General features: G+C 49.5%; 23 protein-coding genes and 1 other annotated feature. Of the genes, 11 read left to right on the top strand and 12 right to left on the bottom strand.

The features are described 5' to 3' along the window. Nucleotide 1 precedes the first annotated feature (1 nt). Genes L362_RS12285 through wecB form a run of 5 tightly spaced genes read left to right on the top strand, consistent with a single transcriptional unit; the run spans nucleotide 2 to nucleotide 4,900 of the window. Nucleotides 2-334, top strand: coding sequence for a GtrA family protein (locus tag L362_RS12285; RefSeq protein ID WP_023344493.1), 333 nt, complete (start codon nucleotides 2-4; stop codon nucleotides 332-334). A 2-nt stretch (nucleotides 335-336) separates the two neighbouring features. Continuing rightward, the gene (locus tag L362_RS12290; RefSeq protein WP_023344492.1) at nucleotides 337-1,290 is read left to right on the top strand and encodes a glycosyltransferase family 2 protein; all 954 of its coding nucleotides are present in this window, start codon (nucleotides 337-339) and stop codon (nucleotides 1,288-1,290) included. Beyond that, complete coding sequence (locus L362_RS12295; RefSeq protein ID WP_230469172.1) at nucleotides 1,274-2,680, top strand: hypothetical protein; 1,407 nt, start codon at nucleotides 1,274-1,276, stop codon at nucleotides 2,678-2,680. The genes L362_RS12290 and L362_RS12295 overlap by 17 nt, the downstream gene beginning before the upstream one ends. Further along, nucleotides 2,664-3,767 carry an acyltransferase family protein gene (locus L362_RS23890; RefSeq protein WP_023344490.1) on the top strand — a complete coding sequence of 368 codons (1,104 nt, stop codon included), beginning with the start codon at nucleotides 2,664-2,666 and terminating at the stop codon, nucleotides 3,765-3,767. The genes L362_RS12295 and L362_RS23890 overlap by 17 nt, the downstream gene beginning before the upstream one ends. 5 nt (nucleotides 3,768-3,772) lie before the next feature. Further along, the gene (gene wecB / locus L362_RS12300) at nucleotides 3,773-4,900 is read left to right on the top strand and encodes a non-hydrolyzing UDP-N-acetylglucosamine 2-epimerase (protein ID WP_274532975.1); all 1,128 of its coding nucleotides are present in this window, start codon (nucleotides 3,773-3,775) and stop codon (nucleotides 4,898-4,900) included. On the opposite strand, the gene L362_RS12305 is transcribed toward wecB, so the two are convergent. After that, nucleotides 4,897-5,604, bottom strand: a complete 708-nt coding sequence (locus L362_RS12305) for a glycosyltransferase family protein (RefSeq protein WP_131631938.1) — start codon at nucleotides 5,602-5,604, stop codon at nucleotides 4,897-4,899. The genes wecB and L362_RS12305 overlap by 4 nt on opposite strands. 410 nt (nucleotides 5,605-6,014) lie before the next feature. Here L362_RS12305 and gndA point away from each other — a divergent pair, with 410 nt between their 5' ends. After that, nucleotides 6,015-7,421 carry an NADP-dependent phosphogluconate dehydrogenase gene (gene gndA, locus L362_RS12310; RefSeq protein WP_023325612.1) on the top strand — a complete coding sequence of 469 codons (1,407 nt, stop codon included), beginning with the start codon at nucleotides 6,015-6,017 and terminating at the stop codon, nucleotides 7,419-7,421. 231 nt (nucleotides 7,422-7,652) lie between these two features. Next, nucleotides 7,653-8,819: a UDP-glucose 6-dehydrogenase gene (gene ugd, locus L362_RS12315; RefSeq protein ID WP_021241437.1), complete on the top strand. Its 1,167-nt coding sequence runs from the start codon at nucleotides 7,653-7,655 to the stop codon at nucleotides 8,817-8,819. A gap of 51 nt (nucleotides 8,820-8,870) precedes the next feature. Here the strand turns inward: ugd and L362_RS12320 are convergent, their stop codons facing one another. From L362_RS12320 to hisL, 10 genes are all read right to left on the bottom strand, one after another. Continuing rightward, on the bottom strand, nucleotides 8,871-9,875 hold the full coding sequence (locus L362_RS12320; RefSeq protein ID WP_023344487.1) for an NAD-dependent epimerase: 1,005 nt from the start codon (nucleotides 9,873-9,875) through the stop codon (nucleotides 8,871-8,873). 142 nt (nucleotides 9,876-10,017) lie between these two features. Beyond that, complete coding sequence (gene hisIE, locus L362_RS12325) at nucleotides 10,018-10,629, bottom strand: bifunctional phosphoribosyl-AMP cyclohydrolase/phosphoribosyl-ATP diphosphatase HisIE (protein WP_023325611.1); 612 nt, start codon at nucleotides 10,627-10,629, stop codon at nucleotides 10,018-10,020. Further along, nucleotides 10,623-11,399, bottom strand: coding sequence for an imidazole glycerol phosphate synthase subunit HisF (hisF, locus tag L362_RS12330; protein ID WP_023344486.1), 777 nt, complete (start codon nucleotides 11,397-11,399; stop codon nucleotides 10,623-10,625). The genes hisIE and hisF overlap by 7 nt, the downstream gene beginning before the upstream one ends. Beyond that, nucleotides 11,381-12,118: a 1-(5-phosphoribosyl)-5-[(5-phosphoribosylamino)methylideneamino]imidazole-4-carboxamide isomerase gene (gene hisA / locus L362_RS12335; protein ID WP_023344485.1), complete on the bottom strand. Its 738-nt coding sequence runs from the start codon at nucleotides 12,116-12,118 to the stop codon at nucleotides 11,381-11,383. Before hisA ends, hisF begins: the two co-directional genes overlap by 19 nt. Beyond that, nucleotides 12,118-12,708, bottom strand: a complete 591-nt coding sequence (gene hisH, locus L362_RS12340) for an imidazole glycerol phosphate synthase subunit HisH (protein WP_023344484.1) — start codon at nucleotides 12,706-12,708, stop codon at nucleotides 12,118-12,120. Before hisH ends, hisA begins: the two co-directional genes overlap by 1 nt. Beyond that, nucleotides 12,708-13,775, bottom strand: coding sequence for a bifunctional histidinol-phosphatase/imidazoleglycerol-phosphate dehydratase HisB (gene hisB, locus L362_RS12345; RefSeq protein WP_023344483.1), 1,068 nt, complete (start codon nucleotides 13,773-13,775; stop codon nucleotides 12,708-12,710). The genes hisH and hisB overlap by 1 nt, the downstream gene beginning before the upstream one ends. After that, nucleotides 13,772-14,833, bottom strand: coding sequence for a histidinol-phosphate transaminase (gene hisC, locus L362_RS12350; protein WP_023344482.1), 1,062 nt, complete (start codon nucleotides 14,831-14,833; stop codon nucleotides 13,772-13,774). Before hisC ends, hisB begins: the two co-directional genes overlap by 4 nt. Further along, nucleotides 14,830-16,134 (bottom strand): histidinol dehydrogenase, encoded by a 1,305-nt coding sequence (gene hisD, locus L362_RS12355; protein ID WP_023294782.1) that lies wholly within the window; start codon nucleotides 16,132-16,134, stop codon nucleotides 14,830-14,832. Before hisD ends, hisC begins: the two co-directional genes overlap by 4 nt. A gap of 5 nt (nucleotides 16,135-16,139) precedes the next feature. Then, on the bottom strand, nucleotides 16,140-17,039 hold the full coding sequence (gene hisG, locus L362_RS12360; protein ID WP_000886595.1) for an ATP phosphoribosyltransferase: 900 nt from the start codon (nucleotides 17,037-17,039) through the stop codon (nucleotides 16,140-16,142). 45 nt (nucleotides 17,040-17,084) lie between these two features. Next, nucleotides 17,085-17,208, bottom strand: a sequence feature (His leader region). Then, nucleotides 17,184-17,234, bottom strand: coding sequence for a his operon leader peptide (gene hisL, locus L362_RS24660; protein ID WP_001364200.1), 51 nt, complete (start codon nucleotides 17,232-17,234; stop codon nucleotides 17,184-17,186). (Overlaps the previous feature by 25 nt.) A 175-nt stretch (nucleotides 17,235-17,409) precedes the next feature. Here hisL and L362_RS12365 point away from each other — a divergent pair, with 175 nt between their 5' ends. From L362_RS12365 to plaP, 4 genes are all read left to right on the top strand, one after another. Beyond that, on the top strand, nucleotides 17,410-18,234 hold the full coding sequence (locus tag L362_RS12365) for an SDR family oxidoreductase (RefSeq protein ID WP_023344481.1): 825 nt from the start codon (nucleotides 17,410-17,412) through the stop codon (nucleotides 18,232-18,234). A gap of 41 nt (nucleotides 18,235-18,275) precedes the next feature. Beyond that, entirely contained in the window at nucleotides 18,276-19,205 is a 930-nt protein-coding gene (locus tag L362_RS12370) for a LysR substrate-binding domain-containing protein (protein ID WP_021241428.1), read from the top strand. A 219-nt stretch (nucleotides 19,206-19,424) separates the two neighbouring features. Beyond that, nucleotides 19,425-19,487 carry a membrane protein YoeI gene (yoeI, locus tag L362_RS24655; protein ID WP_099458931.1) on the top strand — a complete coding sequence of 21 codons (63 nt, stop codon included), beginning with the start codon at nucleotides 19,425-19,427 and terminating at the stop codon, nucleotides 19,485-19,487. After that, nucleotides 19,477-20,835, top strand: coding sequence for a putrescine/proton symporter PlaP (plaP, locus tag L362_RS12375; RefSeq protein ID WP_008499462.1), 1,359 nt, complete (start codon nucleotides 19,477-19,479; stop codon nucleotides 20,833-20,835). Before yoeI ends, plaP begins: the two co-directional genes overlap by 11 nt. A gap of 122 nt (nucleotides 20,836-20,957) precedes the next feature. Here the strand turns inward: plaP and sbcB are convergent, their stop codons facing one another. Beyond that, entirely contained in the window at nucleotides 20,958-22,394 is a 1,437-nt protein-coding gene (gene sbcB, locus L362_RS12380) for an exodeoxyribonuclease I (RefSeq protein WP_369796356.1), read from the bottom strand. Between the last annotated feature and the right edge of the window lie 37 nt (nucleotides 22,395-22,431).

The raw sequence follows: 22,431 nt of genomic DNA, 5'->3' as shown, positions 1-22,431 counted from the left end.
GATGTACTCATTGATTGGTGTTTTGAATACCGGTCTACATTGGGTAATCTTTTTTATTTTTACAAATATAGGTTTTTTACAATCGTTAAGTAATTTAGTTGCATTCTCTATTGCGTCGAGTTTCTCATATGCTATGAACTCTAAATTTAATTTTAAAAAGAAGCCAAAAGGTAGCTCATATATATTATTTGTTACGGGGCTTGGTATTCTTAGTCTTTTAATAGGTTCTTGCGCAGATAGATTCAAACTTAGTGCCTTTGTAACTTTAATTGTCTTTTCGAGTTTAAGTTTAATTCTGGGATTCTTCTACTCTAAATTTATAGTGTTTAAATAATTATGAATAAAATATCTTTGGTAGTTCCTGTTTTTAATGAAGAAGATGCAATACCAATATTTTATCGAGCCGTAAATAATAACGAATTTTTGTCAAAAATGAATTTTGAGATCATTTTTATAAATGATGGAAGTACTGATAGAACAGAAGATGTTGTGACAAAAATCATTTCTGATGATAAACGCGTCATGTTAATTAATTTATCTCGTAATTTTGGAAAGGAAAAAGCTCTTTTTGCAGGCTTAAGTATTGTTTCCTCAGATTTCATTGTACCTATCGACGTTGACCTTCAAGATCCCATTGAATTAATAGAAGTAATGTATGACTGTCTACAGAATCAATCATTAGATGTTGTACTAGCAAAACGAGTTGAAAGAAGTAGTGATACTTATTTAAAGAGAAAAACTGCTGAGTTGTTCTATAAAACACATAATAAATTATCAGATGTAAAACTCGAAGCAAATGTTGGGGATTTTAGAATGATGCGTATGCAGGTTGTACGCTCCATCACCCAAATGAGTGAATCTCAATTATTTATGAAAGGTATCTTCGCTTGGGTCGGTTATAAAACTGCAGTTGTTGAATATAATAGAAGTGCGCGTGTCGCTGGTAATAGTAAATTTAATGGTTGGAAATTATGGAATCTGGCTGTTGAAGGGATAACTTCATTCAGTATTGCACCTCTGAAAATATGGGTATATTTAGGAGGGGCGATATCTTTATTATCTTTTATATATGCGATGAATTTGATAGCGCAAAAAATTTTCTTTGGAAACCCTGTGGCAGGGTATCCGTCAATAATGGTCGCAATTCTTTTTCTTGGCGGTGTACAACTCATCGGTATCGGGGTCTTAGGTGAGTATCTGGGTAGATGTTATATGGAAACTAAACAAAGGCCTAAATTTATCATTAAAGATATAGTTCGCAATCAGGATATTGATGATGACGCAATCTAAAAAAATAATTCTAATTGTGATATTTGGAGTTCTAGCAAATATTGGATTGTTTATGAATGCTGGCTATTTTAGTCATGATGAGATAGGTTGGGGAATAAAAGCTATTTCTTCATCTAGCATTCACGATATTAAATATTATAATATTTTCAATTATAATGAATTTCATTATCGCCCACTAAATTTTAACCTTTGGCTACTTTCAAGTTATTATTTATTTGATACACCTCAACTTTTCCACTTGGCATTGTTATGCTGTGGTATGGTTAATGCTGCCTTATTCTACTTTATTATTAGACATTTCACCAATGAGAAAGTCGCCTTTCTTTCTTCACTGGTCAGTACTGTCATGCCTTCAGTTGTTTTCGTGAATGGATGGATAGGAACAATTGCAGATGTATTTTGGTTGATGTGTTGCTGTATTTCGTTTCTCCTTTTTTTACATTCCACTTCGACATATGCGAGAAATTTAAATAAAAATATATCTATTTCAGCGGCATGCTTGTTCTTTATTTTTGCTTTAATGTTTAAAGAGACTGCAGTTGTTTATCCATCCATACTTTTTCTTTATATCGCACAACAATTTATTTATAATAAAAAAAATCTCCTTGAAAAAAAGAAAATAAGCATATCGTTTTTCTTGATATGCTCATTTATCGTTATTGGATACTTAACTTTAAGATTTGAATTCCTTTTCCCAAAACATGGTGGTTATGGTACTTCATTAGGTAATATTCCAACAAGGGTCCTTGAATATTTTATATTCCCCTTTTTGCTTGATAATACAGAGATACATGGTTTATTTAATCAGTATGAGATATGGCAGTTATCTATAGCTATTTTTCTTCATTTTATCTTAATTGTACTTGTTTGCCGTAGATCTCTTGTAAGCTATATTTTTTATTTCTTGTTCTATTATGTAGGTTCAATTCCTATCCTAATTCTGGATATGAGTTTGCCCCATTATATTTATACATCTGGGTTTACACTTGCAGTCAGTATCGCTATCCTCTATTACAGGTCTTCTTACTATCGTTTTATAAGTGTTATCTTTTTTGCTTTGTTATTTATACATTCAGTTTCTCTTCAGAAGAATTTTGTCGCTACCGGTAATTATCAGAACAATTTTGTAAACACCCTCTATTCAGTAATTAGTAGCAATAAAGATGATGATTGCCAGTATTTAATTACTCCGGAATTAGGAAGTACTTCCTGGGTCGCAGTTAGGGCAATTTCTTTCAGAAACAACATTGACGATTTAACTTTACCAAAAGATGTGGTATTTGATAAATCGCAATTAAACCCAGCGCAACATAAACAAGTATGTAAGTTATCACTTGATATTTTTGGCAGAGTTAAATTGCTTGGGATTGAAGATGTTAATACAAAATAATATATTCAAATTTAAAATGCTTGCAGATGTAATGCAAAATAAATCTGATGCTTTTACTTTTATTAGATTTTTTGCAGCGTTACTTGTTTTATATGCTCATTCATATCACATATTTGGGCTTGGCGCAGATCCCCTCAGTAGTAGGATTGGTTTTTATACCGGTACACTAGCCGTATACATTTTTTTTACTATAAGTGGCTTTTTCATCTTACAAAGTGCGATCAAACGTACTTTTATTGAGTATACGGTTGCCAGATTAGCAAGGATTTTTCCTGGGCTGATTGTCGCAAATATTATAACAATCTTTATTATAATTCCAGCGGCTGAAAAATTATACATTCTTGATTTTATATCTAAGACTTCATCATGGGAATATATTAAAACTAACTCTTTTCTTGAAACAGTTACCTTTACTCTTCCTGGTATCTTTGTAAACCATCCTGATCAAGCTATCAATGGTTCTTTATGGACATTACCTGTCGAGGTGCGCGCATACATTAGTTCGCTTTTTTTTGTTGCTTTAGGGATAACCGTTACCAGAGCAAGATATAATGCTGCTTTTATTCTCCTCATTTTAATAAATTCACTTTTTCCGGATTTTTTTAAAAATATATTTCCTATTCCTGGATCACTTAGTTTAATGTTTTTCTTTTGCATTGGCGGTCTGTTATATATAAATCGAAATCACATACCCGTATCGCCATTACTTACTCTAGTTTCCTTAGGCCTTCTAATTTATTATCGTAATCATCTTAATTCTCTTTTGATTCCTATTCTAGTCGGCTACATTATAATCTCGATAGGTTATTTGTTTGGCTTTATTAGATTATTAAATCTTAAACATGATTATTCCTATGGTTTATACTTATATGCTTATCCAGTATCACAACTGAGTTTTTCTCTTTTAAGTGAACGTGGTTTTGCAATTTATTTTGTTTTTATTTGCTGTGTTACTTTTGCAGTTGCAATTCTTTCCTGGCACTGCGTTGAGAAACCAATAGCTAGTTTTGCAAGAGTGAGGATTGTTCCTTATCTTTCTTCACTTGCAAAGCGGTTTAATATGATTAATGTAAGAGATAATTTATGACCAGTATAAAAGTCCTCTCTATTTTTGGAACACGCCCAGAAGCAATCAAAATGGCTCCAGTAGTTGAATTTCTTAAAACAGATTCGCGTTTTGTGAGTAAGGTTTGTGTAACGGCTCAGCACAGAGAGATGCTCGATCAGGTGTTGCAATTATTTGATATCGAACCTGATTATGATCTGAATATCATGAAGCCAGGACAGGATTTGACTGATGTAACATCTTCGATTTTGCTTGGCTTGCGTTCAGTTTTACAGGAGTTCCAACCGGATTTTGTTCTTGTTCATGGTGATACTGCTACGACTCTGGCAGCTACTCTCGCTAGCTATTATCAACAGGTCAAAGTTGGTCATGTAGAGGCTGGCTTGAGAACAAATAATATTTACTCTCCTTGGCCTGAGGAGGGTAATCGAAAATTGACTGGCGCACTGGCAAATTTACACTTTGCACCTACCACGACTTCAGCGAATAATCTCCGCGCCGAGAATGTTTCTGACGAAACGATCATTGTTACTGGAAATACAGTAATTGATGCTCTTCTTATGGTTAATAATAAGCTGAAATCGAATCCAGTATTGGCTGGAGAAATTGAAAAGAATTTTGAGTTTATCGATCCTAAGCGTAAAATTGTTCTGATTACAGGCCATCGGCGTGAAAGCTTTGGCGGCGGGTTCGAACGTATCTGTAAAGCCATATTGAGATTAGCTAAAGCTTACCCTGAAGTAGATTTTGTTTATCCTGTACATTTAAATCCGAATGTACGCGATGTTGTACATTCAGTACTGCTCGGACAAAATAACATATATCTTATCCAACCACAGGATTACCTTCCATTCGTATATCTTATGAACGCGGCATCGATAATTTTAACTGATTCGGGAGGTATTCAAGAGGAAGCGCCATCCCTGGGCAAGCCAGTTCTTGTTATGCGAGATACAACAGAAAGGCCAGAAGCCGTGACTGCTGGTACTGTAAAACTTGTAGGTACGGATGAAAGACGGATATTTGATGAGGTTTCATTGCTTCTGACAAATCAGGATGAATACAATAGAATGTGCTTTGCGCATAACCCTTATGGCGATGGCAAAGCATCCTCCAGAATTGCAGATGCCATCGTGAATTCTTTAAAGGATTAACTTAAAAAATGATAAGTTAAATAACTCATTAAAAACCATAAGAAATGTTTTGAGTATATTTTTCTGTTGTTAAATGCCCCTTTATGTATAGCCTTAATATCTGGCAGGTAAGTAAGGGGCATTTTCATTTTTTTCGCTCTTCTGCAGATATCAACATCTTCGAAATACATAAAGAACTTCGAACTAAAGCCGCCGAGTTTTTCATAAGCTTTCTTTTTAAATAGTAAAAAAGAACCAGCAGCCCAATCTATTTGTTGTGGGTTAATGATGTTTTTTTTATCGTAAGCGTCAGAGCGATAATCTTTCTTTAATAGCCCTTTGAATGGCCCGGTTAATTTAGGGAAGCGGCGAATGGATAGTTCAGGGTTTTTGAAATCTTCATCATGGAATAAATTAATGGTGAAAATATCTGATTCGTAAGTTTTTATCACTCTGGATAGTTTTTCAATTTCTGTTTCAGTAATGATGACGTCTGGATTAATTACTAGAAAGTAATCGTTATCACGAATTAATTGATTTTCAACTAGATGCTGAAAAACATGGTTATTATTCTCACCAAATCCTAATCCATAAGCACAATCTAGAAGTGTTATTTTGTGACTAGCAGCAAATTTTTTGAGTGCATTAGAGGCTGGCGTGTTTGATTTGATTACAACAGGATTTTTTTCTGCGATCTGTGCCAGACTTGTATTAGATACTATCATATGATCATGATTATGATTGATAATGCTAAAGAAAATCATATCTGCGACACTTGTAATGACGGTTTAGTAAAATGGCTTGCCTATAGTACCTTCAGTTATTGCATTTAAGCAACTCAATTCTTTCGAAGTTTTCTGTTGGTAATAAATTTTGACCCTGAGATAACACTTAAGCAAATCTGTAATTAGAATTTATGATTGAAATAATTGTTGCTGACTGAATTTGAACTCTTTTAAATTAAATTTGGTTATGATCAGTAATCTTTTATAACATAAGTATTAATTTTTCCACATTACGGATGCTTTGTATACAGTTTATCTTGTTGTGCTGTATGGAATGAATCCTTTCAATATTGTATCCACATACGCTACATTAGAGAACGCAAAAGTTTTCCAGTCTGTAGGAGTAAAAAATGTCCAAGCAACAAATCGGCGTTGTCGGTATGGCAGTGATGGGGCGCAACCTGGCGCTCAACATCGAAAGCCGTGGTTATACCGTCTCCGTTTTCAACCGCTCCCGTGATAAGACCGAAGAAGTGATTGCCGAGAACCCAGGCAAGAAACTGGTTCCTTTCTATACGGTTAAAGAATTCGTTGAGTCTCTGGAAACGCCTCGTCGTATCCTGTTAATGGTGAAAGCAGGTGCAGGTACCGATGCTGCTATCGACTCCCTGAAGCCTTACCTCGAAAAAGGCGACATCATCATTGATGGCGGTAACACCTTCTTCCAGGACACCATCCGTCGTAATCGTGAACTGTCTGCTGAAGGCTTCAACTTCATCGGCACCGGTGTTTCTGGTGGTGAAGAGGGCGCGCTGAAAGGCCCATCTATCATGCCTGGCGGCCAGAAAGAAGCATACGAACTGGTTGCGCCTATTCTGACCAAAATCGCTGCTGTTGCAGAAGATGGCGAGCCGTGTGTAACTTATATCGGTCCTGACGGTGCTGGTCACTATGTGAAAATGGTGCACAACGGCATCGAATACGGCGATATGCAGCTGATCGCTGAAGCATACTCCCTGCTGAAAGGCGGTCTGAACCTCTCCAATGAAGAGCTGGCTGAAACCTTCACCGAGTGGAACAAAGGCGAGCTGAACAGCTACCTGATTGACATCACCAAAGATATCTTCACGAAAAAAGATGAAGAGGGTAAATACCTGGTTGATGTGATTCTGGATGAAGCAGCGAACAAAGGCACCGGTAAATGGACCAGCCAGAGCTCTCTGGATCTGGGTGAACCACTGTCTCTGATCACCGAATCTGTCTTCGCGCGTTACATCTCTTCCCTGAAAGAGCAGCGCGTGGCGGCATCTAAAGTGTTGTCTGGCCCGCAGGCTAAACCAGCAGGTGATAAAGCGGAGTTCGTTGAGAAAGTGCGTCGTGCACTGTACCTGGGGAAAATCGTTTCTTACGCGCAAGGCTTCTCTCAGCTGCGTGCGGCATCAGACGAGAACAACTGGGATCTGAACTATGGTGAGATCGCGAAGATCTTCCGCGCGGGCTGCATAATTCGTGCGCAGTTCCTGCAGAAAATCACCGATGCCTATGCTGAAAACGCCGGTATCGCCAACCTGCTACTGGCACCGTACTTTAAGAAAATTGCGGACGAATACCAGCAGGCGCTGCGTGACGTGGTTGCCTACGCTGTGCAGAACGGTATCCCGGTTCCGACCTTCTCTGCTGCAGTAGCCTACTACGATAGCTATCGTGCTGCGGTACTGCCGGCTAACCTCATTCAGGCTCAGCGTGATTATTTCGGTGCGCATACCTATAAGCGTACAGATAAAGAAGGTGTGTTCCACACGGAATGGCTGGACTAATCTGATTTAGCCTCAGGTTATTATATAAACCCGGAGATATTCTCCGGGTTTTTTTTCATCAAAATTACAACCACATATTCGAAGTAGTCTGAATGTTGTACCTGGATGGGCTATTCCTGAGGCTTCGCCTTGACACTCCCACAAGGCAGGAGGTAAAAAGCCCTACAGTTATTGATTATCGTGATGGCCCTGCGGTCATCTCTACAGCTCACTTACAGAAGTTATTCGCGAATGAAAATAACAATTTCCGGTACAGGTTATGTAGGTCTCTCCAACGGTATCCTGATTGCTCAGAACCACGAAGTGGTTGCGCTGGATATCGTGCAGGCTAAAGTGGACATGCTTAACAAGAAGCAGTCCCCGATTGTAGATAAAGAGATTGAAGAGTATCTGGCAACGAAGCCGCTAAACTTCCGCGCAACCACCGACAAGCAGGATGCTTACCGTGGGGCGGACTATGTGATTATCGCCACACCGACCGACTATGATCCTAAAACCAACTACTTCAACACCTCGAGCGTTGAGTCGGTTATCCGCGATGTTACGGAAATCAACCCGAACGCGGTGATGATCATTAAATCCACCATCCCGGTTGGTTTTACCCAGTCCGTTAAAGAAAAATACGGCATTGATAATGTCATCTTCTCCCCGGAGTTTCTCCGTGAAGGGCGCGCGCTGTACGATAACCTGAACCCATCACGTATCGTTATTGGTGAGCGTTCAGAGCGCGCCGAGCGGTTTGCCGCGCTGCTCCAGGAAGGGGCGACCAAAAAAGATATCCCGACGCTGTTTACCGATTCGACCGAAGCGGAAGCCATCAAGCTTTTTGCTAACACGTATCTTGCCATGCGTGTGGCATATTTTAACGAGCTGGACAGCTATGCAGAGAGCCTGGGGTTGAATAGCCGTCAAATTATCGAAGGCGTTTGTCTGGATCCACGTATCGGCAATCATTATAACAACCCGTCGTTTGGCTATGGCGGTTACTGCCTGCCGAAAGATACTAAGCAGCTGCTGGCTAACTATCAGTCTGTTCCTAACAACATCATCTCGGCAATTGTTGATGCCAACCGGACGCGCAAAGATTTTGTTGCTGACTCAATCCTTTCCCGTCAGCCGAAAGTGGTGGGCGTCTATCGCCTGATTATGAAAAGTGGTTCAGATAACTTCCGTGCCTCTTCCATTCAGGGCATCATGAAGCGCATTAAGGCCAAGGGTGTACAGGTCATTATTTATGAACCGGTAATGAAGGAAGATGAGTTCTTCCATTCCCGCGTGGTGCGCGATCTGGATGCATTCAAGAAAGAGGCGGACGTGATCATCTCTAACCGCATGGCGGAAGAGCTGGCGGACGTTGCGGATAAAGTGTATACCCGCGATTTGTTCGGTAGCGACTGAATAGTGTTCGTAACAAATAAAAAACCCGGCGCATTCGCCGGGTTTTGTTTTTTAGACCTTGTAGAAATTACGATACCAGTCCACAAAATTCTTCACGCCTTCCTTCACCGACGTTTTCGGCTTAAACCCAATCACGTCATAGAGCGCCGTGGTATCCGCGCTCGTTTCCAACACGTCACCAGGTTGAAAAGGCATCATATTTTTCTCTGCTTCTTTGCCTAACGCCTCTTCCAGCGCGGTGATGTAATCCATCAGCTCCACGGGCGCACTGTTGCCAATGTTGTAAACGCGATACGGGGCAGAGCTGGTCGCCGGGGACCCTGTTTCAACGGTCCAGTTCGCATCGGCTTGAGGGATAACGTCCTGCAGACGGATAATGGCTTCGGCAATATCATCAATATAGGTAAAATCGCGCTTCATCTTGCCGTAGTTGTATACGTCGATGCTTTTACCTTCAATCATGGCCTTGGTAAATTTGAACAGCGCCATATCAGGTCGGCCCCATGGCCCATACACGGTGAAAAAGCGCAGGCCGGTTGTCGGCAGATTGTACAAATGAGAGTAGGTGTGCGACATCAGTTCGTTGGATTTTTTCGTCGCGGCATACAAGGATACCGGGTGATCAACCGAGTCATCGGTGGAGAACGGCATCTTCCGGTTCAGGCCGTAAACAGAGCTGGAAGAAGCATACAGTAAATGCTGCACCTTATTGTGTCGGCAGCCTTCCAGTACGTTGAGATGGCCAATAAGGTTTGATTGCGCGTAAGCGTGCGGATTTTCAAGAGAGTAACGTACGCCAGCCTGCGCGGCGAGGTGGATCACGCGGTCAAATTTCTCAGTAGCAAACAGCGAGGCCATCCCTTCGCGATCCGCCAGATCCAGCTTATGGAAAGTGAAATTGTCGGACGTAAGCAGATCCAGTCGTGCTTGTTTCAGATTGACATCGTAATAGTCATTAAGGTTATCAATTCCTACAACCTGATGTCCTGCCTGCAACAGGCGCTCGCTGACGTGGAAACCGATAAAGCCGGCAGCGCCGGTGACCAGAAATTTCATCTTCAACCTCAATGTTAAATGAGTAACTCTTAACGCATAAAATCGTGCGTTACACTATCGGCTGATGATACCCGCTCGCGGAAGGAATGATAACTGCTTTATTAAAGGAAAAGGGGAGGCGCGAGCTCCCCCGGTAGGGTGTTTATTTATGTCTTTTACGTAAATTCTCAATCACCGCCGTCAAATCCAGCGCCTGATCCTGCAGCAGCACCAGCAGGTGATACATCAAGTCAGACGCTTCGTTCGTCAGCTCCTCGCGGTCATGCACGGTCGCGGCCAGTGCCGTCTCAACGCCTTCTTCACCCACCTTCTGCGCAATGCGCTTGGTTCCGCTGGCGTACAGCTTCGCGGTATAAGAACTCTCCGGATCTGCCGATTTACGCTCCGCCAGCAGCTGCTCCAGTTGGTACAGGAACAGCCACTGGTGACTCGCCTCACCGAAGCAGCTGCTGGTGCCCTTATGGCAGGTCGGACCGATGGGGTTTGCCAGTACCAGCAGGGTGTCGTTATCGCAGTCCGGCGTAATGCTTACTACATTCAGGAAATGGCCCGAGGTTTCGCCTTTGGTCCACAGGCGCTCTTTCGTGCGGGAGTAAAACGTCACTTTGCCGCTGTCGATCGTTTTCGCCAGCGCGTCCTGGTTCATATAGCCCAGCATCAGCACTTCGCCTGAGACGGCATGCTGGACAACCACCGGCAGTAATCCGTCCGTTTTTTTCCAGTCCAGCTGCGCCTGTTGTTGCTCTGTTAACATACCCTGATCTCCACGCCCTGGTCGGCCAGGTACGTTTTTAACTCACCAATATTAATAATCTGTTTGTGGAACACGGAAGCGGCCAGCGCGCCGTCCACGTTCGCATCGCGGAAGGCTTCGAGGAAATGTTCCATGGTGCCCGCGCCGCCGGAGGCAATCAGCGGAACGTGGCAGACCGCACGAACTTTTTTCAGCTGCTCGAGGTCATACCCGTTACGCACGCCGTCCTGGTTCATCATGTTGAGGACAATCTCGCCCGCGCCACGCTTCTGCACTTCCTGCACCCAGTCGAGCGTTTCCCACTGCGTCACGCGCGTGCGGCTTTCATCCCCCGTATACTGATTGACGTGGTATTTGCCGGTCGCGGCGTCGAACCAGGTATCAATCCCTACCACTATACACTGCACGCCAAAACGATCGGCCAGGCGGGTGATCAGCTCCGGGTCGGCCAGGGCAGGGGAGTTGATGGAGATCTTGTCGGCACCAAACGAGAGAATTTTGGCGGCGTCTTCAGCGGACTTAATCCCGCCCGCCACGCAGAACGGAATATCGATCACTTCCGCCACGCGCGCGACCCAGCTTTTGTCGACCACGCGGCCATCGCTGGACGCGGTAATATCGTAGAACACCAGCTCGTCTGCGCCTTCATCGGCATAGCGTTTTGCCAGTGGAACGATGTCGCCAATGATCTCGTGGTTGCGGAACTGCACGCCTTTCACGACCTGGCCGTCACGCACGTCCAGGCAAGGGATTATCCGTTTTGCCAGCATTGAATCGCCTCCGTCACCGTAAATTTACCTTCCAGCAGGGCGCGGCCCACAATCACGCCCTGTACCCCCGTTCCGCGCAGCGCGGCGATATCGGCTAAGTCACCGATGCCGCCAGATGACTGGAACGCCACCTGCGGATAACGGGCGCAAACTTCTTCATATAAAGAAACGTTGGAACCCGCCAGCGTGCCGTCACGTGAGATATCCGTGCACAGCACGTGCTTCAGGCCAACAGAGAGATACATCTCGACCAGCGCCTCCAGCGTCACGCCGGAGTTTTCCTGCCAGCCGCTGACCGCCACCTGTTTATTACCCTGTTCGTCAATGCGCACGTCCAGCGCCAGCACCAGCGCGTCGGCGCCAAAGCGGCGGAACCAGCCCTTCACCGTCTCAGGATCTTTGACGGCGGTTGAACCGACCACCACGCGCGCCACGCCCGCGTCCAGCAGCGCCGCCACGTCATCTTCCGTACGCACGCCGCCGCCGACCTGTACCGGCACATCAACACCGGCAACCAGATTTTTAAGCAGCGGGATCTGGCGTTTTGCCGGGTCTTTCGCGCCCGTCAAATCCACAAGATGCAGTACCTGCGCACCCTGGGCGGCATACTCCTGCAGGCGCGGCAGCGGATCGTTTCCGTAGTCTCGCTGCTGCCCGTAATCACCCTGATGCAGACGGACAACCGTGCCGTCAATTAAATCTAACGCGGGTATAATCATCACATCTCCAGGAAGTTTTTCAGCAGCTGCGCGCCCGCGGCGCCCGAGCGCTCCGGGTGAAACTGTACGCCGAAGAAATTGTCTTTCTTTACGGCTGCGGTAAACGCCTCGCCGTAAGTGCACTGGGCGATGGTATTGACGTTTACCGGCATAGCGTAACTGTGCACGAAGTAAAAATACGCGCCATCTTCAATGCCGCGAAAAAGCCTGTCGCCCGCTTTGGCGTACACGCGGTTCCAGCCCATATGCGGCAGAGGCAGACCGTGGTCGGTCATTTTCGGCACGTCTTCGTCGATAATGCCCAGCAGGTCAACGCCGTTGCTCTCTTCGCTGCGGCGGCCCAGGATCTGCATACCCAGGCAAATGCCCAGCACCGGTTGGGTACAGGCTTTTATCAGATCGACCAGCTCGCGCTCGCGAATCTGATCCATCGCGGCCTGCGCAGTGCCCACGCCCGGCAGAAATAACTTGTCGGCACGCAGCACCACGTCCGGGTCACGGCTAACCACCGGTTCGTAGCCGTGGCGGGTGATGGCCGACTTTACGGAGTTAAGGTTGGCGCATCCGGTATCCAGAATCACCACGTTCATTACAGCACTCCTTTTGATGAGGGCAGGGCGTCGCCTTCCACGCGGATTGCCTGGCGCAGCGTGCGGCCGAAGGCCTTGAAGAGACTCTCCACGCGGTGGTGGTCGTTCTTGCCTTTGGTCTTCAGGTGCAGCGTCAGGCCCATGGTGTAGGACAATGAACGGAAGAAGTGCTCCACCATTTCGGTGCTCAGATCGCCCACGCGCTGGTAATTGAAGTCTGCTTTATATTCCAGGTGCGGACGGCCGGAGATATCCATCGCGCAGCGCGCCAGACACTCGTCCATCGGCAGGACAAAGCCAAAACGGTTAATGCCGCGCTTATCGCCGAGCGCCAGCTTCAGGGCTTCACCCAGCGCCAGGCCGGTATCTTCCACGGTGTGGTGATCGTCAATATAGAGGTCGCCTTTTACCGCGATCTCCATGCGGAAACCGCCGTGGGTGGCAATCTGGTCCAGCATGTGGTCGAAGAAACCCACGCCGGTGTGGATCTTGCTGCCGCCTTCGCGGTCCAGCCAGACCTTCACATCAATTTGCGTCTCTTTGGTGTTGCGTTCAACGTGCGAGTAGCGGTCACGTTTTGTCAGCTGCTCGCCAATCATCGCCCAGTTAAGGTTGTTGCGGTCATAGCGCAGCCCCGCGATGCCCATGTTCTCCGCCAGCGTAATATCGGTAATGCGATCGCCGATGACATAGCTGTTGGTCTTATCCAGCACATCCTCCGCCAGATAGCGCTCGACCAGCTTCACCTTTGGCTTACGGCAGTCGCACTCGTCGGCTGGCATGTGCGGGCAAATCAGCACTTCATCGAACACCACGCCCTGCGAGGTCAGCACCTGCATCATCAGATTATGCGGGCCGTCAAAGTCTGCCTGCGGGAAGCTGTCGGTACCCAGACCGTCCTGGTTGGTGATCATCACCAGCTTGTACCCGGCTTTTTGCAGCTTGAGCAGCACCGGGATCACGTCAGGTTCAAACGCCAGCTTGTCGAATCGGTCGACCTGAAAATCAGCTGGGGGCTCCGAAATAAGGGTGCCGTCACGATCGATGAAAAGGATCTTCTGGGTCATACTTTCTCCGCTTTCAGGGCGTCAATCACGCGCTGGCTCTCTGCACGGGTGCCGACGGTAATGCGCAGGCATCCGCTCAGAGAAGGTTGTTTATTCTGGTCTCGTAAGATAATGCCCTGATCCCATAAAGATTTAAATACGGCGCTGGAGGCGGTAAAGCGCACCAGGATGTAGTTGGTTTCCGAGTCGAACACCTGCTCCACGCACGGTATATCCTTCAGGGCGGTCACCAGGTACTGACGTTCCTCCAGGATTTGCGCCACGCGCTCGCGCATCGCGTTAATCCCCTCAGGCGTCAGCGCCTGTGCCGCAATATCGGCAACCGGCGTCGAGAGCGGGTACGGGGCGATCACCTTCAGCAGCAGGTCGATGACCTCTTTATTTGCCAGGGTGAATCCGCAGCGCAGACCCGCGAGAGCAAAGGCTTTTGACAGCGTACGCAGTACCACCAGGTGCGGATATTCTTCCAGCCAGCCAGCCAGCGTCGCCTGCGGGCAGAACTCGATGTAGGCTTCGTCCGCGACCACCAGGGCTTTTCCGCGCGTCATCTCCAGCAGGGTACGGATATCCTGCGGGTTAATAATCTGCCCGGTCGGGTTGTTCGGGCTGCAAACAAACACCACTTTTACGCCGTCAAGGTTGTCGGCAATCCCCTGCAGATCCAGCTGCCAGTTCTCCAGTGAGAGCACGTTGCGGCACGCCACCCCGAAGGTTTCCGCGCTGACGCTGTACATGCCGTAGGTAGGCTGGCAGTACATTACCGCGTCTTTGCCCGGCTCGCAGAAGGCGCGGATCAGCAGTTCAATGCCCTCATCCGCGCCGCGACTGACCAGCACCTGCTCTGGCTTCACGCCAGCGTACTGCGCGTAGTTTTCAATAACCGCCTTCGGCTGACACTCCGGATAGCGGTTCAGCGTCTGCTGCGACAGCTCAAACTGCACCGCCGTTGGATATTCGTTGGCGTTCAGCCAGACATCCCCTTTACCGCCCAGACGACGCGCAGACTGGTAAGGCGTCAGGCGACGGACATTTTCGCGGGCTAATTCTTCAATGTTCATGCTTGCTCCTTCAGGGCTGCAACGCGCAGCGTAACGGCGTTTTTGTGAGCGGTCAGGCGCTCGGCGGCGGCCAGGGTTTCAATAGTGGACGCCAGTGAGGCAAACCCTTCGCGGGAGAGTTCCTGCACGGTCATGCGTTTCTGGAAATCCGCCAGTCCCAGGCTGGAACAGGTTGAGGTATAACCATACGTTGGCAGCACGTGGTTGGTGCCGGAGGCGTAATCGCCTGCGGATTCCGGTGACCAGTCGCCGAGGAACACCGAGCCCGCGCTGGTAATGCTATCGACCAGATCGCGCGCATTGCGGGTCTGAATAATCAGGTGCTCCGGACCGTACTGGTTAGAAATGGCAATGCACTGCTCGAGATCGCGCGCCACAATCAGACGGCTGGCCGCTAACGCCTGGCGTGCCGTGTCGGCGCGGGGCAGGTCGGCAAGCTGACGCTCCACGGCTTCGCCCACGCGTTTCGCCATATCGGCATCCGGCGTCAGCAGGATAACCTGCGAGTCCGGGCCGTGTTCCGCCTGTGAAAGCAGGTCAGACGCGACGAAATCTGGCGTTGCGCCGCTGTCGGCAATCACCAGCACTTCAGACGGGCCGGCAGGCATATCGATGGCCGCGCCGTCCAGACGCTGGCTGACCTGACGCTTAGCCTCGGTCACATACGCATTGCCCGGGCCAAAGATTTTGTCGACCTTGGGAATGGATTCCGTGCCGAACGCCAGGGCGGATATCGCCTGCGCGCCGCCCACTTTATAGACCGCCTGCACGCCGCACAGCTTCGCCGCGTACAGGATCTCGTCGGCAATCGGTGGCGGTGAGCACAGCACCACTTTCTGACACCCGGCAATGCGTGCGGGAGTCGCCAGCATTAGCACGGTGGAGAAAAGCGGGGCAGAGCCGCCGGGAATATAGAGGCCGACGGACGCAACCGGGCGCGTCACCTGCTGGCAACGCACGCCGGGCAGGGTTTCGACATCCACGGTCTGCAGCTTTTGCGCGGTGTGGAAGGTATCAATGTTTTTCACCGCGACGGCCATCGCCTGCTTGATGTCATCCCCCAGGCGATTGCTGGCATCAATGATTTCCTGCTCGGTAACCTCTAATGCGCCGACGTCCGTCTTATCAAACTTCGCGCTGTATTCACGCAACGCGTCATCGCCGCGGGCTTTGACGTTATCCAGGATCTCCGCCACGGTGCGCGAGATACTTTCAGAGGCGGAAATCGCCGGGCGCATCAGCAGCTCGCGCTGCTGTGCGTCGCTACAGGTATTCCAGTCGATGATTGTGTTAAAGCTCATGGCCATTACTCCATCATCTTCTCAATCGGCAGCACCAGGATGGAGCTTGCGCCCAGCGCCTTCAGTTTTTCCATGGTTTCCCAGAACAGGGTTTCGCTGCTCACCATGTGCATCGCCACGCGCTGCTGATCGCCCGCCAGCGGCAGGATGGTTGGACGCTCGGCGCCCGGCAGCAGGGCAATCACTTCATCCAGACGCTCGGTTGGGGCGTGCATCATGATGTATTTGGATTCACGCGCCTGAATCACGCCCTGAATACGGGTCAGCAGCTTGTCGATCAGCTGCTGCTTAGCGTCGGCCATCTCGCCGTCACGCTGGATCAGGCACGCTTTGGAGCGGTAGATCACCTCCACTTCGCGCAGACCGTTCGCTTCCAGCGTCGCGCCGGTAGAGACCAGGTCACAGATGGCGTCCGCCAGACCCGCACGCGGCGCCACTTCAACAGAACCGTTCAGCAGACAGGATTTAAACTGCACGCCTTTCTGATCCAGATAGCGCTTTAACAGGTGAGGGTAGGAGGTGGCGATACGTTTGCCGTTCAGCGCGGCCGGGCCGTCCCACGCTTCATCAACCGGCGTTGCCAGCGACAGGCGGCAGCCGCCGAAGTCCAGACGACGCAGGGTGAAGTAACGCGGGTCTTCTCCCTGCGCGCGGCGGGTCAGCAGCTCTTCTTCCAGCACGTTTTCGCCGATGATGCCGAGGTCAACGACGCCATCCATCACCAGGCCGGGAATATCGTCATCACGCACGCGGAGAATGTCGATGGGCATGTTTTCAGCCAGAGCAATCAGGCGCTGGGTGTGCAGGTTGATTTTAATCCCGCAGCGGGCCAGCAGTTCGCGTGAATCGTCACTCAAACGGCCTGATTTTTGAATAGCTATGCGTAAACGTGAGTTATCTAACATTCTTTATTCCTCGTTAACCTGTTTTAACCTGTCTGAATTCGGTCCAAAAAAAAGCCCCCGGAAGAAGATCTTCCGGGGGCTTTTTCATGCGTTCATGCACCACTGGAAGATCCAAACGTCTTCCAGCACACATCGCCTGAAAGACTAGTCAGGATGATGGTGATGATGGTGGTGTTTAAATTGAACGCGTGTCATATAAATTCTCGATGAATGCTTATTCATTTGATGTCTTTTAACCTAAACCAGTTGTGCGACATATTGCAAGGGCTTTTTTTGTTCATTAATTCATTTCATATTGATGCTATGAATTGTGTGTTCTGCCGGGCTGGCGTAGCCTTATGAAAGACGAGTGAGAGTCAGGAGAATTCGCATGAAAAAGGTCGCGATTGTCGGTTTAGGATGGCTGGGAATGCCGCTGGCGATGTCATTAGCCGCGAAAGGCTGGCAGGTGACCGGGAGCAAGACCACCCGAGATGGGGTTGAAGCGGCGCGCATGTGCGGTATTGAGGGCGTTGAACTGCGTCTGGAGCCAGAACTGGTGTGTGATGCGGACGATCTGGACACGCTGATGAACGTCGATGCGCTGGTGATTACGCTACCCGCGCGGCGCAGCGGCCCGGGTGAATCATTTTATCTGCAGGCGATGCAGGAGATAGTCGACAGCGCGCTGGCGCATCACGTACCGCGCATTGTTTTTACCAGCTCGACGTCGGTCTATGGCGATGCTGAAGGCGTAGTGAAAGAGACCTCCGAGCGCCGTCCCGTTACCGCGAGCGGTCAGGTCCTGAAAGAGCTGGAAGACTGGCTACACAATCTTCCCGGCACGCAGGTCGATATCGTTCGTCTGGCGGGGCTGGTGGGCCCTGGCCGCCATCCGGGACGCTTCTTTGCCGGAAAGACTGCGCCAGACGGCCAGCATGGCGTGAATCTTGTCCATCTTGAGGATGTTATTGGCGCAATTGAGCTACTCTTACAGGCTCCGAAAGGCGGACACATCTATAATATATGTGCACCGACTCATCCGGCGCGCAGCACCTTTTACCCACTGATGGCACGTCAGCTGGGCCTGGCTCCGCCGGTCTTTGGTGAGGCAAAAGATGGCAGTAAAGGCAAAATTGTTGATGGCAATCGCATTTGTCATGAGCTGGGGTTTGAGTATCAGTATCCCGATCCGCTGGTGATGCCCATGGAATAAGTTCCGCAGCGGAGACGATCGCACGCCAGAAGGGGGCGAGCATGAAACCGCTGCTGGATGTTCTTATTATTCTGGATGCACTGGAAAAAGAGGGGAGCTTTGCGGCAGCCTCGGCGAAGCTCTACAAAACCCCATCTGCCTTGAGCTATACCGTTCAAAAACTGGAAAGCGATCTCAATATCCAGATCCTCGATCGCTCCGGGCATCGCGCGCGCTTTACCCGCACCGGACAGATGCTGCTGGAAAAAGGCCGTGAAGTCCTCCATACCGTTCGTGAACTCGAAAAACAGGCCGTCAAACTGCATCAGGGATGGGAAAACGAGCTGGTGATTGGGGTGGATGACACCTTTCCGTTTTCTCTCCTGACGCCGCTGATTGAAATGTTTTACCAACATCACAGCGTCACCCGGCTTATTTTCATCAACGGCGTGCTGGGCGGTTCCTGGGATGCCTTAACCCAGGGCAGGGCGGACATTTTTGTCGGTGCATTGCATGAGCCTCCCCAACTCAGTGAATTTGGTTTTGCCCGCCTTGGCGTGCTGGAGCAGGTATTTGCCGTGGCGCCTCATCATCCGCTGGCTCAGGAGCCCGAGCCGCTTAACCGCCGCGTGATTAAAGGCTACCGCGCGATTGTAGTGGGTGACAGCTCTCGCCCGGAATGTGCGGTCTCCTCGCAACTGCTTGACGAGCAGGAAGCGATTACCGTTTTCGACTTTAAAACCAAGCTTGAGCTGCAAATTAGCGGTCTGGGCTGCGGCTATTTACCCCGCTATCTGGCGCAGCGCTTTATTGACAGCGGTGCGCTTGTTGAAAAACAGGTACTTGCTCAAAACAGCCATGAATCGGTCTGGGTAGGCTGGAATGAACAGACCGCCGGGCTGGCGAGTGCCTGGTGGCGGGACGAAATTTTAGCAAATAGTGCTATCGCTGCTGTATATGCTCAGGGCAGCGTCGAGAAATCAGCCAGTTAGCAAAAAGAAAATGACCCGGTGCGTTGCAAAGTATTGCCTTTTGTATCCGATGTGGGGCAAAATGCCGCCGCTGCAACCAAATGAATAATCGACGATATAAAAGGCGTCGGTTATTTTTTTTTGCATGTACGAAACGAAACTAAAAACCAAGAGGCCGGGCTTCGTACCGGATAGATATTTACTAAAATCCGACAGTTGTTGTCGCTGAGGAAGAAAGAAATGGGGCAATTTTTCGCTTACGTGGCGGTTATCACCGTAAAGGAGAATAACTATGTCGCATAACGCAACTCCAAACACCTCTCGCGTGGAATTACGTAAAACGCTTACGTTGATTCCGGTTGTTATGATGGGCCTGGCCTATATGCAACCGATGACGCTGTTTGATACATTCGGTATCGTATCAGGCCTCACAGACGGTCATGTGCCAACGGCATATGGCTTCGCGCTGATTGCGATCCTTTTTACCGCGCTGAGCTACGGTAAACTGGTGCGTCGCTACCCGTCTGCGGGTTCCGCCTACACGTATGCCCAGAAATCCATCAGCCCGACGGTTGGCTTTATGGTGGGCTGGTCTTCGCTGCTCGACTATCTGTTCGCGCCGATGATCAACATTCTGCTGGCAAAAATCTATTTTGAAGCACTGGTGCCGTCGATTCCCTCGTGGATGTTCGTCGTGGCGCTGGTGGCCTTTATGACGGCCTTTAACCTGCGCAGCATCAAGTCTGTCGCCAACTTTAACTCCGTTATCGTTGTGCTTCAGGTTGTCCTGATTGCGGTTATTCTTGGCATGGTGATTTACGGCGTATTCCACGGCGAAGGCGCGGGCACCCTGGCGAGCAGCAAGCCGTTCTGGTCTGGTGATGCGCATGTTATCCCGATGATTACCGGGGCAACCATTCTGTGCTTCTCCTTTACCGGTTTTGACGGGATCAGCAACCTGTCTGAAGAAACCAAAGATGCAGAGCGCGTAATTCCTCGTGCCATCTTCCTGACGGCGCTGATTGGCGGTCTGATCTTTATTTTCTCGACCTATTTCCTGCAGCTGTACTTCCCGGATATCTCTCGCTTCAAGGATCCGGATGCGTCTCAGCCGGAAATTATGCTGTATGTGGCGGGTAAAGCGTTCCAGGTCGGCGCGCTGATCTTCTCCACCATCACCGTACTGGCGTCCGGTATGGCCGCGCATGCAGGCGTTGCGCGTCTGATGTACGTAATGGGCCGCGATGGCGTATTCCCGAAAAGCTTCTTCGGCTACGTGCATCCAACCTGGCGTACCCCGGCAATGAACATTATCCTGGTCGGTGCGATCGCGCTTCTGGCGATTAACTTTGACCTGGTGATGGCAACGGCGCTGATTAACTTCGGTGCGCTGGTGGCGTTCACCTTTGTTAACCTGTCGGTGATCTCTCAGTTCTGGATCCGTGAAAAGCGTAACAAGACGCTGAAAGATCACTTCCAGTATCTGTTCCTGCCGATGTGCGGTGCCCTGACCGTGGGCGCGCTGTGGGTCAACCTGGAAGAGAGCTCGATGGTGCTTGGCCTGATTTGGGCGGGTATCGGTCTGGTTTACCTGGCCTGCGTCACGAAGAGCTTCCGTAACCCGGTTCCACAGTACGAAGACGTCGCGTAAGACTGTGTCGGGTGGCGGCTATGCCTTACCCGACCTACATACCCCGTAGGCCGGCGTAAGCGCCGCGCCACCGGGCAAAAAAAAGCCGGAGACATCGCCTCCGGCTTTTTTATACCCATCGATCAAACTATCTCTTGTGCGTACTGGAACAGGGATTTCAGCAGCGCCTGTTTTTCAGCATTCCCTTCATACTGGCCGTAGAGCATCTCCAGTTCCTGTGCATAGCTGTGCAGGTACTCTGGAGTAAACACGTTGCGACGATGCTGCAGCCAGCGTTCCTGCTCGGCTTCATCCAGCGTGCCGGGGTAATTACGCGCGCGGTAGTTAAACATCAGCTTTTCGATGCGCTTATCGGCGAAGGTGATATCCAGCGCCGGTAAGTTGCGCGGCTCTGTTTGCAGAACGATATTCATGGCCGCGCGATCGGCATCGCTGAAAAAACCGTTATAGAGTTGGGCGTCCACGTTTTCAGACGGCACGAACGGCTCGGCTTCGGCAAAAATGGCCACGACTTTCTCGCGCACCTGCGGATTTTCACGCAGCACTTTGAGATTATCGAGGCAGTGCTGGCGGTTAATGCCCAGCCTGTCAGCATCTTCCGGGCGCAGCGTATTCGCCTGCGCCAGTACCGGACATTTATTGATATGCACCAGTTTGACCGGCACCGCCGGCAGATCGCCGAGCTCGTTTTTCGGGGTATAAAGCCGTTCGCGCAGGGTATCGCTGTCGAGTTCGAGCAGCGGTGAAATATCGCCCGCCAGGTCCACCATGATGACTGCATTACGGTTGTCCGGATGCCAGGCCAGCGGCGCAACCCAGCTGGTATTGCCGCGCCAGGCGCCAAACATGCCGGAAATATGCACCAGAGGTTTCATCTGCGGTACGTCGATAAGGGTCATAAGCTTCTGCTTGCTTCGGTGGCTCAGCAGATATTCAAACAGCCGGGGCTGTGCGGTTTTCACCAGCTTTGCCATGGCAATGGTGGCATAGACGTCCGCCATCGCGTCGTGGGCATTGCTGTGCTCGATACCGTTGGCGCGCGTCAGGTGTTCCAGCCGGAAGCTTGTCAGACCTTCCTCATTTTCCGGCCAGTGAATGCCTTCAGGACGCAGGGCGTAGCAGGCGCGCATGATGTCGAGTAAATCCCAGCGCGAATTGCGGTTCTGCCAGCTCCAGGCATAGGGATCGTAGAAGTTGCGATAGAAGATGTTGCGCGTCACTTCGTCATCGAAGCGAATGTTGTTGTAACCGACCACGCAGGTATTGGGAACGGTAAACAGGTCGTGGATGCGGCGGGCGAATTCTGCCTCGTTAACGCCTTTTTCCCGCGCTTCCTGCGGGGTGATCCCGGTGACCATCACCGCGCCGGGCTGCGGCAGGTAATCATCCGCCGGCTTGCAGTAAAAGACCTCAGGCTCGCCGATGATGTTGAATTCGTCGTCGGTACGGATGGCGGCAAACTGCGCCGGTCGGTCCAGCGCCGGATGCGTGCCAAAGGTTTCGTAGTCATGAAATAAAAAAGTCGGGCGAGCGGCAGAGTCAGACACCAGTAATACCATCCTGTTAAAAAATGACGTCACTATGGTAAACGATCGT

Source organism: Enterobacter sp. MGH 16 (assembly GCF_000493175.1).
Lineage (GTDB): Bacteria > Pseudomonadota > Gammaproteobacteria > Enterobacterales > Enterobacteriaceae > Enterobacter > Enterobacter roggenkampii.
This window is presented reverse-complemented; position numbering and strand designations above follow the sequence as displayed.

Excerpts from the sequence above, each read along its gene's own strand:
- L362_RS12285 (WP_023344493.1), top strand. The coding sequence starts at position 2 with ATGTACTCATTGATTGGTGTTTTGAATACCGGTCTACATTGGGTAATC.
- L362_RS12290 (WP_023344492.1), top strand. The coding sequence starts at position 337 with ATGAATAAAATATCTTTGGTAGTTCCTGTTTTTAATGAAGAAGATGCA.
- L362_RS12295 (WP_230469172.1), top strand. The coding sequence starts at position 1,274 with ATGATGACGCAATCTAAAAAAATAATTCTAATTGTGATATTTGGAGTT.
- L362_RS23890 (WP_023344490.1), top strand. The coding sequence starts at position 2,664 with ATGTTAATACAAAATAATATATTCAAATTTAAAATGCTTGCAGATGTA.
- L362_RS12305 (WP_131631938.1), bottom strand. The coding sequence starts at position 5,604 with ATGATAGTATCTAATACAAGTCTGGCACAGATCGCAGAAAAAAATCCT.
- gndA (WP_023325612.1), top strand. The coding sequence starts at position 6,015 with ATGTCCAAGCAACAAATCGGCGTTGTCGGTATGGCAGTGATGGGGCGC.
- ugd (WP_021241437.1), top strand. The coding sequence starts at position 7,653 with ATGAAAATAACAATTTCCGGTACAGGTTATGTAGGTCTCTCCAACGGT.
- L362_RS12320 (WP_023344487.1), bottom strand. The coding sequence starts at position 9,875 with ATGAAATTTCTGGTCACCGGCGCTGCCGGCTTTATCGGTTTCCACGTC.
- hisIE (WP_023325611.1), bottom strand. The coding sequence starts at position 10,629 with ATGTTAACAGAGCAACAACAGGCGCAGCTGGACTGGAAAAAAACGGAC.
- hisF (WP_023344486.1), bottom strand. The coding sequence starts at position 11,399 with ATGCTGGCAAAACGGATAATCCCTTGCCTGGACGTGCGTGACGGCCAG.
- hisA (WP_023344485.1), bottom strand. The coding sequence starts at position 12,118 with ATGATTATACCCGCGTTAGATTTAATTGACGGCACGGTTGTCCGTCTG.
- hisH (WP_023344484.1), bottom strand. The coding sequence starts at position 12,708 with ATGAACGTGGTGATTCTGGATACCGGATGCGCCAACCTTAACTCCGTA.
- hisB (WP_023344483.1), bottom strand. The coding sequence starts at position 13,775 with ATGACCCAGAAGATCCTTTTCATCGATCGTGACGGCACCCTTATTTCG.
- hisC (WP_023344482.1), bottom strand. The coding sequence starts at position 14,833 with ATGAACATTGAAGAATTAGCCCGCGAAAATGTCCGTCGCCTGACGCCT.
- hisD (WP_023294782.1), bottom strand. The coding sequence starts at position 16,134 with ATGAGCTTTAACACAATCATCGACTGGAATACCTGTAGCGACGCACAG.
- hisG (WP_000886595.1), bottom strand. The coding sequence starts at position 17,039 with ATGTTAGATAACTCACGTTTACGCATAGCTATTCAAAAATCAGGCCGT.
- L362_RS12365 (WP_023344481.1), top strand. The coding sequence starts at position 17,410 with ATGAAAAAGGTCGCGATTGTCGGTTTAGGATGGCTGGGAATGCCGCTG.
- L362_RS12370 (WP_021241428.1), top strand. The coding sequence starts at position 18,276 with ATGAAACCGCTGCTGGATGTTCTTATTATTCTGGATGCACTGGAAAAA.
- plaP (WP_008499462.1), top strand. The coding sequence starts at position 19,477 with ATGTCGCATAACGCAACTCCAAACACCTCTCGCGTGGAATTACGTAAA.
- sbcB (WP_369796356.1), bottom strand. The coding sequence starts at position 22,394 with ATGGTATTACTGGTGTCTGACTCTGCCGCTCGCCCGACTTTTTTATTT.